General features: G+C 42.4%; 8 protein-coding genes and 1 tRNA gene. 1 reads left to right on the top strand and 8 read right to left on the bottom strand.

Annotated elements, in window-relative coordinates; all coding sequences use genetic code 11:
• Positions 1-143 precede the first annotated feature (143 nt).
• The 3 genes from IJI01_RS12760 to IJI01_RS12750 form a co-directional block, all read right to left on the bottom strand.
• Positions 144-692 (bottom strand): PilZ domain-containing protein, encoded by a 549-nt coding sequence (locus IJI01_RS12760; RefSeq protein WP_292191033.1) that lies wholly within the window; start codon positions 690-692, stop codon positions 144-146.
• A 229-nt stretch (positions 693-921) separates the two neighbouring features.
• Complete coding sequence (locus tag IJI01_RS12755; RefSeq protein ID WP_292191030.1) at positions 922-2709, bottom strand: ABC transporter ATP-binding protein; 1788 nt, start codon at positions 2707-2709, stop codon at positions 922-924.
• 15 nt (positions 2710-2724) lie between these two features.
• Positions 2725-4509 (bottom strand): ABC transporter ATP-binding protein, encoded by a 1785-nt coding sequence (locus IJI01_RS12750; RefSeq protein ID WP_292191028.1) that lies wholly within the window; start codon positions 4507-4509, stop codon positions 2725-2727.
• A 186-nt stretch (positions 4510-4695) separates the two neighbouring features.
• On the opposite strand from IJI01_RS12750, the gene IJI01_RS12745 reads away from it, so the two are divergent.
• A tRNA-Thr gene (locus IJI01_RS12745) sits at positions 4696-4768 on the top strand.
• A gap of 340 nt (positions 4769-5108) precedes the next feature.
• Here the strand turns inward: IJI01_RS12745 and IJI01_RS12740 are convergent.
• The 5 genes from IJI01_RS12740 to IJI01_RS12720 all read right to left on the bottom strand — a co-directional run bounded on the left by IJI01_RS12740 (position 5109) and on the right by IJI01_RS12720 (position 10604).
• The gene (locus IJI01_RS12740; RefSeq protein ID WP_292191025.1) at positions 5109-5930 is read right to left on the bottom strand and encodes a response regulator; all 822 of its coding nucleotides are present in this window, start codon (positions 5928-5930) and stop codon (positions 5109-5111) included.
• Positions 5931-5944: 14 nt separating this feature from the next.
• Complete coding sequence (locus IJI01_RS12735) at positions 5945-7216, bottom strand: sensor histidine kinase (RefSeq protein ID WP_292191015.1); 1272 nt, start codon at positions 7214-7216, stop codon at positions 5945-5947.
• An 888-nt stretch (positions 7217-8104) separates the two neighbouring features.
• Complete coding sequence (locus IJI01_RS12730; protein ID WP_292191012.1) at positions 8105-8710, bottom strand: hypothetical protein; 606 nt, start codon at positions 8708-8710, stop codon at positions 8105-8107.
• Positions 8711-8870: 160 nt separating this feature from the next.
• Positions 8871-9392: a DUF4364 family protein gene (locus tag IJI01_RS12725; RefSeq protein WP_292191009.1), complete on the bottom strand. Its 522-nt coding sequence runs from the start codon at positions 9390-9392 to the stop codon at positions 8871-8873.
• A 48-nt stretch (positions 9393-9440) separates the two neighbouring features.
• Positions 9441-10604: an NAD(P)-dependent malic enzyme gene (locus tag IJI01_RS12720; RefSeq protein WP_292191006.1), complete on the bottom strand. Its 1164-nt coding sequence runs from the start codon at positions 10602-10604 to the stop codon at positions 9441-9443.
• Positions 10605-10621: the final 17 nt, after the last annotated feature.

The raw sequence follows: 10621 nt of genomic DNA, 5'->3' as shown, positions 1-10621 counted from the left end.
GTTGTTATGCAGCTCATTGCTTACTACACATCTTCTGCTAAGGGCTACGATGTTGATAAGCCACGTAACCTTGCTAAGGTTGTTACAGTAGAATAATAAAAATAATGCCCAGCCAAATGGCTGGGCATTTTAAATGTTATTATTTATGCTGTTACTTTATTTTTCTTAGCTTCTTTATCTTTCTCAAGCTCTTTTTCATGAGCCTGTTTCCTCTCAAGGACAAAAGCAAGTCCGCGAGGATCAATGTGTTCTATGGCACAACCTGCTGCCAGGTTACCATCCATAAAGAAGTTTCTGACTACTACTCCCTGAATTACAATCTTGATACTCTTGAAATCCTTGAAGAACTCAATCCTGATCTTGTCACCTACGCTTAATCCGTAGAAATATCCGACCATCAAAGAAAAGCCTCTCATGGAAATATCTGTAAGTACTGCACTGATTCTGGTAGTGTCATTGATAACTGCACTACACATAACCTCAGTTTCGTATCTCTCTGCTCTTCTCCTGTTGCTTGATGAAATAACCTCTTTTCCATTAACTACATGGAACTCAGATCCTGAAAAATCAACTTTGGTAATATCATCAACCTGGAAGATGTGCTTGATATTTGTATATGACTCTACGTATTCGAAATGAGCTCTATCACAAAAATCAATAAGCTGGCCATCAACCTGTACCGGTGTAATCAATACTCCCTCACCATAGCGAGTAAGTACAGTAGTCTCAACAGTTCTACTCTCATTGTTATGAACCAAATTAATGGTTATTTTACTTGCCTGTGGAATATCGTAAATTTTCATACTGAAGATAATACAAAATTCTTGTGAAGAAAGTGTGAACAAATTATGAAATCCGGCTCTAAATGCGGCTTTTTCACAACTTTGTTTCACTCACCTTCCACAGGTTGGAAACTAAAAATCAACCAACTTCCAGTCCATCGATCTGAGCAGTATACAAATGATAATAATCACCCTTCTTGGCCATGAGCTCTGCATGACTTCCACACTCTGTTATTCCACCATCATTGATATACATGATCTTGTCACACTTGGTGATAGTAGAAAGTCTGTGGGCTATGATAAAGCTCGTTCTGCCTGTCAACATGGCATCAAGTCCCTGTTGAAGAGCTTTTTCTGTCTGAACATCGATACTTGATGTGGCCTCATCCAGTACGAGGATTGAAGGATCTGACAAAAGAGTTCTGGCAAAGGAAATGAGCTGTTTCTGTCCCTGTGAAAGAAGGGCACCTCTCTCTTTTACCTCTGTTCTATATCCATCCTGCATGCCTTTTATAAAGCTATGGGCACAAACTGTCTTGCTGGCGCGCCTGATCTCAGCTTCTGTGGCATCGAGCTTACCATATCTGATATTGTCCTCGATGGTTCCAGAGAAAATAAAGCTGTCCTGAAGCATGATTCCCATCTGCGAGCGGAGGGATTTAAGGGTAACCTTGGAAATATCCTGCCCATCTATGAGGATTCGTCCGCTATCTACATTATAGAATCTGGAAATAAGGCTTACGATAGTACTCTTACCTGCTCCAGTTGGTCCTACAAGGGCAACGCTCTCGCCTGGCTTAACACTAAAGGATACGTTATGAAGGATTTCTTTTCCCTTCTCGTAGGAGAAAGAAACGTTCTCAAAGGTAACTTCACCAGTAATCTTAGGCATCTCTGTGGCATCAGGCTCGTCATCTACAGTAACCTTCTCGTCCATAGTCTCAAAAATTCTCTCAAGATAAGCCATGTTGTTGATAAAGCCGTTGAAGATGTTACCAAGGTTCATAATAGGCTGCCAGAATCTTGATGCGTAACTGGAAATAGCTACGATAGTTCCAAGAGTCTCGCTTCCCTGTGAAAAGATAAAGAGGCCAAAGAGGAAGATTGCGCCTCTTACAAGGACTGAAATGGTGTCGATTCCAGGCCATACAAGTGTACTGTAGCCTACAGCAGTCATCCAGGTCTTCCTGCAGTTGCCGGAAAGAGTCTTGAAAATCTCTGCGTTCTCATCTTCTCTTGCGAATATCTGAGTAATTCTGGCTCCAACAATGTTCTCCTGAAGATAAGCATTAAGGTTGGAGTTCTTGTTAGATACTGCCTGCCATGCTTTTCTCTGCTTATTCTTGATCCAGAACATGAATACCATAAGGAATGGTACACCTGCCAGAACAACAAGGCTAAGACTCACATCCACTGCAAACATGAATATCACGATGAATACCAGGTTGATGATCTCCAGTACAACGTTGATAAGACCGTTACTGAGCATATCTGAAACGGAGTTAACGTAGTTAACAACTCTTACGAGAATCTTACCCTGTGGTCTGTCGTCGTAATACTGGAATGGGAGCTTCTGTAAATGTTTAAAAAGATCTGACCTGATCTGATAAATTATATTCTGGCTGACATTTATCATTATGTGTGAACGAATAGTTGTGAAGATCACACTTACGATATAAAAGCATGATACAGCTACAACAAGTTTGTATAGCATGTTAACATCGCCGTTTGGTATAGCTTCATCCAAAGCCTTCTGCACGATCATAGGACTGGCAAGGGCCGCAGCTCCGCCAAGAGCTGACAGTACAAGTGCCAGTACCATTTTGCCTGCGTGCTTTTTGATATACACCCATGCTCTTAACAGGTGGCGCAGGTCAAAAGGCTCTTCAAGGATTTCGTCTTCTTTATATGTATTTCTTCTTGCCATGATTTATCTCCTTTCTCACGCACCTGCCTGTAATTTAACCAGCTCAGCATAGTATCCGCCAAGCTTGATAAGTTCTTCATGTGTTCCGCGCTCTTTTATCTCGCCGTGCTGCATGATGAGAATCTGGTCAGCATCCTTGGTTGTTGAGATACGCTGAGCGATGATGATCTTGGTACATGGGAAATCAAGGTGTCTTAAGCTATCCTGGATCTCTTTTTCCGTCTCAAGGTCAACTGCGGAGGTTGTATCATCGAGGATCAGGATTGATGGTCTTACGGCCAGCGCCCTTGCAAGAGAAATTCTCTGCTTCTGACCACCAGAAAGGCCAACGCCTCTTTCTCCAACGATAGTGTCGTACCCTTCAGGCATCTTGGCAATAAAGTCAGATGCTGCAGAATACTTGGCAAAGCGCACAACCTCTTCCTTACTGATGTTGCTGTCACCATAAGCAATGTTGCCATCGATTGTATCTGAATACAGGAGCACGTCCTGAGTCGCAAGACCGATGTTCTTGCGGAGCTGATTGAGCTTTAACTTATTGACGTTAACTCCATCTATGAGAATCTCGCCCTCTGTAGGCTCATAGAACCTTGGGATCAGGTGGATAAGCGAAGTTTTACCACAGCCCGTCTCACCCATGATGGCGATAGTCTGTCCTGGTTTGGCGGTAAAAGAGATATGTTCAAGAACAGGGAGCTTGGCATCCGCGTACTGGAATGAAACATTCTTAAACTCAACCTCACCCTTAAATCTCTCTGGCATATCAACAGCGTCAGGAGCATCCACAATCTCAGGCTCAGAGTAGTAAATCTCCATAACCTTGGCAGATGCTGCAGAGAATCTCTGGAACTCATTCATGACGTTACCAAGCTGTCTCATAGGGTTAGCGATAGCCCAGATAAGACCTGAGAAAGAAACATACTCACCCATTGTCATATCGCCATGAATAAGGAAAAGACCACCTACAAGCAGCAGAATAACTGAAAGGAGGTTGGCAAGAGTTTCTACGAATGGATAGAAACGAAGCCAGATTCGTGCTGTCTTTTTGTTGGTATCTCTGTAATCAGAGTTGCAGTCATCGAACTTCTCTATTTCGTAGTCTTCTCTTGCAAAGGCCTTAACAACTCTGTTACCTGCAATATTCTCCTGAGCTACTGTGTTCATATATGCAAGCTTTTCACGAAGAAGTGCGTGCATGGGAGCTACAAGGAGCTTGAACACGTAGATGATAAGGAAGATGAGAGGCGCAACAATTAAAAGGTTAAATGCCAGCTTCCAGTCCATGAAAATGAAATAGATAGCTGTAGCAGTAACCAGTGAAAAAGCCTCCACTACCATTCTGATAACCCAGGCAACCATGTGTCTTACAGCATCAAGGTCACCGGTAACTCTTGTCATAAGGTCACCAGTCCTATAGGTACTGTAGAACTTCATGTCCTGTCTCTGGATCTTGTTATACAGGAAATTACGTACTCTAAAGAGAACTCCCTGAGAAACATGCTCATAGGCCATACAGTCCAGATACACAATAATGCATCGCAGAATAGTAAGTCCTACCATGAGTGCCAGGAGTTTAAAGAACTGGTCTGGATGTTGCGCCATATTCTGCCTTGCACCCTCTCCAGTTAAGAATTCATCGACAATTTTGCCAGAAAAAAAAGGCACTGTCAGTTGCATCATATTATAAACAACTGTGCCCAACACTGCGCAAACATAGATGAATCTGTTGCCTTCCATGTTATCCCAAAGCCACTGCAATCGTGTCCTGGGATACTTCCACTTCCTATTATTCTTTTTCATAAATTCACCCCATCTATAGTAAAAAAACTATGACTATATCTTTGATTCTATCCCCCTATTTCTATGATTACAATAAAATTTTGCGCAATTTCCTTGTCAATTTCAATCATTTACTTCCTACAAAATGCGATTGACAAGAAGGTTGCGCGGTTGCTATAATATCATTTGTGACTCCAAGGAGTTCAAGCTGTTGTAGCACAGTCGGTAGTGCGTCGCATTGGTAGTGCGGAGGTCACGGGTTCGATTCCCGTCAGCAGCTTTTTTTGATGCACAAAAGCCTCAAGGAATAATTTCCTTGAGGCTTTTGTCACACACCAGATTTTCTCATTGTTATAGAAGGAATTAGGTCATGAAGAGCACGGCATATGCCAATAGCATGATAGATGCCATTGTCATCGTCATTGTAGCAGATACTGCTAACATGTAAGTTTTCCAACTATGCGCCCATACTTTCATAACACATTCCTCACTTTCTATAACATAACCCCTCATAATTTGTTATTGCTTATTCAGAATATCATGCGATGTCCTACAAATCGTCTACACAAAATTAGGACAATTTTTGTTTTTTCAAAAAATTGTCCTAATTAACAGTTTCCTTATTCTCTATCAGTAAGATAGCCCTCTGTCTCGCTTGCCCAGGAGTATGAGCTCATATACTCTCCTCTGAAACTTGCTATCGCAGCCTCATCATTATCAAGGAAACGATACAGATCACAATCAAATTTCTCAGGTACAACACGCATCATACCACTCTCTGATTCAAAGATTTCTGAGATACCATATTCCTCAAGCGTATCCTTAAGGCTTCTAATTATGGTATCAAGATATTTCTGCTTAGCTCTGTCGTAATCATCATCTTCCCACAGAATGTAGAAGACATCTTTTCTTGAAACATACTGTCCACGACGATCCACAAGGCACGCAATAAGCTCTTTTGCCTTATTACGCTTAAATACTACAAGTCTGTCACCAACCAGAATATTGAAATATCCAAAGGTCTCTACCTTAACCTTAGGACTACTCTGGATGCTGGCTTCTGCTGAGGCTGCACTTGCCTGAATACCGGATGAAAGCGCATATTCAATCTCAGACTGGAGCTTATCAAAGCCAACTGGTTTGAGCAGATATCCAGTAGCATGCATTGCGTAGGCATCTACCGCGTACTCAGAATAACCAGTCAAAAAAATGATCTTTATATCCGGATTCTTTTTCTTTAGATTATTAGCCAGTTCAAGGCCGCCCATCTGTGGCATATCAATATCCAAAAGAGCCAGATCAACAGCTGTTTTATCAAGATAAGCTATCGCCTCTGATGGCTCGGAAAAGGATTCTACCTTATCAAATTTCTCAGTTTTTTTTACAAGGGAAACTGTTCTTGCAAGAATCAGCTCCTCATCATCTACACATATAGCGTTCATACTACTCCTCTAAATCACGCTGGAATTCTGATCGTAATGGATGTACCCTCTCCAATCACACTTTCTATGGAGAAAGTTCCTCCCGTCATCTCTTTTATCCTGTCTCTTACGTTTTTGATTCCGATGTGATCACCATTTTTGGTATCTTCAATCATCTGGTTAACATCAAAGCCCTTACCATTGTCGCGGATCGATATAACATGCATATCGCCCTCGCGATAGATATTGACGCATACCCAACCATGTTTTTTGCCTCTGACGCCGTGACGGATGGCGTTCTCAACCATAGGCTGAATTGTAAGCGGTGGAATCAGGAATTCATCATCCTCAATATCATATTCGATCTTGATAGATGGGAAGCGAACCTCCTCGATATCCGAATACGTCTTGGTATGCTCAATCTCTTTACTCACAGGAATCATGGAATCCTGATTAAGAGAGCTGATGTTCTGCCTGAGATAGGTAGCAAACTCCTCAATAACCTTGGATGCTCTCTCAGGGTCAGTCTCTGTAAGAGCCTGAATAGTAGACAGGGCATTGAAAAGAAAGTGTGGCTGAATCTGAGACATCATGATCTTGATTCTCTGCTCGGCTCTTATTGCTTTCTCATGCTCTCTTACAAACTGAAGGTGCATCCAGATGTAGAAAAATACGGTACTTCCGGTCATTGCAACATTCAGAAAAGATACCATTGGGCTAAAACCCATCTCAACATCCCCTAATACTGCGCCGACAACAAATATTGAAATAATAACTGGAATACTACTTTCTCTTCTCTTAATACCTCTGAATCGGATCACCGAGCCCACAACAAGCCACAAAACCAATATAAAGCTTGCTACAAAAGGTATAAAACCAAGCGGTCCTCTGTGCCATCCATAGTTTTCATTGAACACGAATACCCATGGGACAAAAAATGCGCTGCAGCAAAAGAATGCATTTATCACCAGTATCGCACGGAGTATATTCTTGCCCCATGTATTACCGCTAAGGCCTATGAAAAGATATAGCACCACCGTTCTCATAATATAGCTAAAGCTGGAATGGAAGGTGTACCACAAAACACCGTGGCTTCCAAACAGAGCCGGGCCGTACGTCTCCGTAACATAAGGTTCAAAGAGCAAGTACGTAACTATGACAACAATGGTATATATTCTTATCCTATTTTCTCTCTTAATATACGGATCAACCAGAACCGCAAGCGCCACACCAACTAGCTGCATCAGCAGTGATATATAAAGCGCCATAAGAGTTTGTGCATTTGGATCTTCCATAAAATTAAACATAATCGCAATTCTCTTCTATATTAATTCATAATTAGATTATCACTACCTGTCCAACAAAAAGTCGTCATATATCTACAATACCCCATCTTCCCAAGCCCCGACAACGCTTTTTTGCACCAACTCCCACCATTCGTAGTCCCGCGCTCCTCCCCGCCCTCACCCCAGGAACTTTGCTCGTTCATAAAGATTTTTTCGTCGCCTCCAGTTTCGGATATTCATGGCCTTCGGAAAGCGGCTAAGAATTCTACGGGTCAAAACTCGCACCCACAACAGCCGTAGCCGATCCATCCAATTTTCCACGGCGAGTCTTAGATGGCAAATGCGCTTTTCTAATGTTTCCATGGCAGCTTTTCCCGCGCATGCGAAACGATGTCTGAAGCAGGACGGAGCAAAAATATATCATAGAAAATGCCATACGGTGCGTAGCACCTATTAAAAATGAGAAATCAACTCCTTCAAGCTAGCTTGGAAGATTGATTTCTCATTTTTATAAGCGCTCGCTTTGCGAGCTATGGCATTTTCTTTTTAACCTTGATTCCGTCCTGCGAGTTGCAGTTGAGCATGCGTATTAAAAGAAAAGCTGCGGAAACATCTGAGAAAATCTGCATTTGTCAGTGACGAGCAAGGGGAATTGGTGGGAGGCGAAAGGCTGCCTTGGATGCTCAGACATGTTGACCCGTGACAGAATTCTTATTGCCGCCTTCTGAAGGCTCATGAATAAACCTCACTTACACAGACGAAAAAATCTTCATTGAACATCGCCTTGTCCTGAGGTGTGGGCGGGGAAGGAGGTTGTAGAAGGCGGGGGTGGGATTGGTGCGTAAAAAATAGAAGTCTACCGGGTGGTAGACTTCTTTGGGAGTTTTTGGAAGTTTTTGGGATGTTTATTTAGAACTGGAGTGTGTCCACCATGTAAGCGAAGGCATCTGATACAGGGATGTCGATGGAGTCATCACCACAGTTGTGGATTGTGAACTCAAGTGTAAGGTAGCCGTCCATGTAGTCTCTTACGAAAGCATCCTGGACAAGTCCTAAGCCACCTTCCATTGGTGGTAAGTATACGTAGTAGCCACTTACATCTGCTGTTCCAGGGAAGATACACTCTGTAACCTTAGCCTCTTCGCCCCAGCTCTTTGCGAGCTCCTCTGCTGCTGTCTCAGCATCCATACCGACATCGTATGTGGATGTCATCATGCAGGTTCCAGCACAGTCGCCTGTGTAAACGAATGTTGACATTGGGCCACCAGCGTTTACTGCTATAACATTTGGATCATACCTAAGGCTCCAACCATTTGCATCGTAGTAGATTTCATCTGTTGATTCTACTGCAAGGTCATCATCAAAAGCCACGTCTACAGTATCAGCATGAGGAACTTCCTCTAAATTGATCTCTACTGTTTCATCGACTTTACTTCCACAGCCTGTGCACACAGCCATGGCCATAGCCCCAACAATTGCTACTGACATTACTCTAGAATAGATTTTTCTGAACATATTATAATTTCCCTCCTCATAAGAAACTCGTATGTTATAAAAATAGTTTAAACGATTAAGTCCACAAATTGTCCATCATATAAATAAAAATTTTATAAAATATCGTAACGCAAAAAGAGACTCACTAATGTGAGTCTCTTAAAAAATCCTGTTATATCGGTTATTCCATCATGAGAGAAGTAATCAGATACTGGTAAATATCTGCATTTTTCTCCTGCCATTTGTCGCAGATACTCTGGGCAATCTCCTCAGTAGGTACCGGAAGACTTATGTCCACCAGGTTCTGACCATTTTCCTTGGCAACAAGTCTTACTGTATATTCATTCTCTGCAGTCTTGCGATAATCGCCCTGGATAGCAGTTTCATTTCTGAGCTTCATGCTGTTGTCACGAAAGTACTCATCGATCTGCTGCCTGATTGATGGATTGATCCTGTTACCAAAGAACTTCAGGGTTTCATCGCCTTCCTTGGTTATCTCCAAAAAAGTTCTGTTTGCAACAGTTTTTTCTATTACAAGTTCAGAAGAAGCAAGTTCGCTGAACACTTCCTGAAGTGTAAGGAAAGTCGTATATTCTTTTTCCAGGATAAAATCATAAATCTGTGACTTGCTAAGGGGCACTTCGCAGCGCCTTAACATGTACAGAACTATCATCTTATATAAAGTAAGATACTGGGAACTCAAAAGCTTCCTCTCCTTTATTTCCTAAATCTATAATACAAATTACTAATATCAATTCTTAGAAGCAAGGTAGCACTCTTTAACAGCAGTAGATACTGCATCTGCGCATCTTGGATCAAATGCTGCAGGAAGGATGTTAACATCGCTAAGTTCCTCTTCAGGAACAAGTGCTGCAAGAGCATTAGCTGCTGCAAGCTTCATCTCCTCTGTGATCTGAGTAGCACCACATTCAAGAGCTCCTCTGAAGATTCCAGGGAATACGAGAACGTTATTGACCTGGTTAGGGAAGTCACTTCTACCTGTTCCGATAACTCTGATACCTGCTTCCTTGGCAAGATCAGGCATGATCTCTGGAACTGGGTTGGCCATAGCGAACATGATTGCATCCTTGTTCATGCCCTGAGCCATCTCTTTGGACACGATGCCAGGAGCTGAAACGCCAACAAATACATCTGCGCCCTTAAGTGCATCAGACAGACTTCCTGTCTGCTGGTCTGGATTAGTTACATCCATCATCTTCTCCTGCATCCAGTTAAGATCTGGTGAAGTCTTACTGAGAATACCGGATTTATCGCACATTGTTACATTCTTAAAGCCGTATCTGAGGAGCAGCTTGGTAATAGCGATACCTGCGCTACCTGCGCCGTTTACAACAACCTTGCAGTCTTCTTTCTTTTTGCCAACAACCTTAAGACCATTGATGACACCTGCAAGAACTACGATAGCTGTGCCATGCTGATCGTCATGGAAAACAGGGATATCGAGCTTCTCTTTTAATCTCTCTTCTATTTCAAAACATCTTGGAGCTGAGATATCTTCAAGGTTAATGCCACCAAAGCCAGGAGCAAGATATGTCACAGCCTTGATGATCTCCTCTGTGTCCTGTGTATCAAGACAGATAGGAACTGCATTGACTCCGCCGAATTCCTTGAAAAGAACTGCTTTACCTTCCATAACAGGCATAGCTGCGTAAGGTCCGATGTTACCAAGGCCAAGAACTGCGCTTCCGTCAGAAACTACAGCGATTGTATTGGACTTGATAGTATATTTATAAGCAAGGCTCTTGTCCTCAGCAATCAGTTTGCAAGGCTCTGCAACACCTGGTGTATAAGCGATTGCAAGGTCTTCCTTACTCTTAACCTCTGCTTTAGACTTGATTTCAAGTTTCCCCTGCCACTCTTCGTGCATCTGTAAGGCTTTTTCAGCGTTTGTCATAATATTCTCCTCTCCAA

Source organism: Butyrivibrio sp. (assembly GCF_017433805.1).
Lineage (GTDB): Bacteria > Bacillota > Clostridia > Lachnospirales > Lachnospiraceae > Butyrivibrio.
Note: the sequence above shows the minus strand (reverse complement) of the source record. Positions and strands in the feature narration are given on the sequence as shown.

What these genes read in the sequence shown, in the direction of transcription:
- IJI01_RS12755 (WP_292191030.1), bottom strand. Translation starts at nt 2,709, where the DNA reads ATGGCAAGAAGAAATACATATAAAGAAGACGAAATCCTTGAAGAGCCT.
- IJI01_RS12730 (WP_292191012.1), bottom strand. Translation starts at nt 8,710, where the DNA reads ATGTTCAGAAAAATCTATTCTAGAGTAATGTCAGTAGCAATTGTTGGG.
- IJI01_RS12740 (WP_292191025.1), bottom strand. Translation starts at nt 5,930, where the DNA reads ATGAACGCTATATGTGTAGATGATGAGGAGCTGATTCTTGCAAGAACA.
- IJI01_RS12735 (WP_292191015.1), bottom strand. Translation starts at nt 7,216, where the DNA reads ATGTTTAATTTTATGGAAGATCCAAATGCACAAACTCTTATGGCGCTT.
- IJI01_RS12720 (WP_292191006.1), bottom strand. Translation starts at nt 10,604, where the DNA reads ATGACAAACGCTGAAAAAGCCTTACAGATGCACGAAGAGTGGCAGGGG.
- IJI01_RS12750 (WP_292191028.1), bottom strand. Translation starts at nt 4,509, where the DNA reads ATGAAAAAGAATAATAGGAAGTGGAAGTATCCCAGGACACGATTGCAG.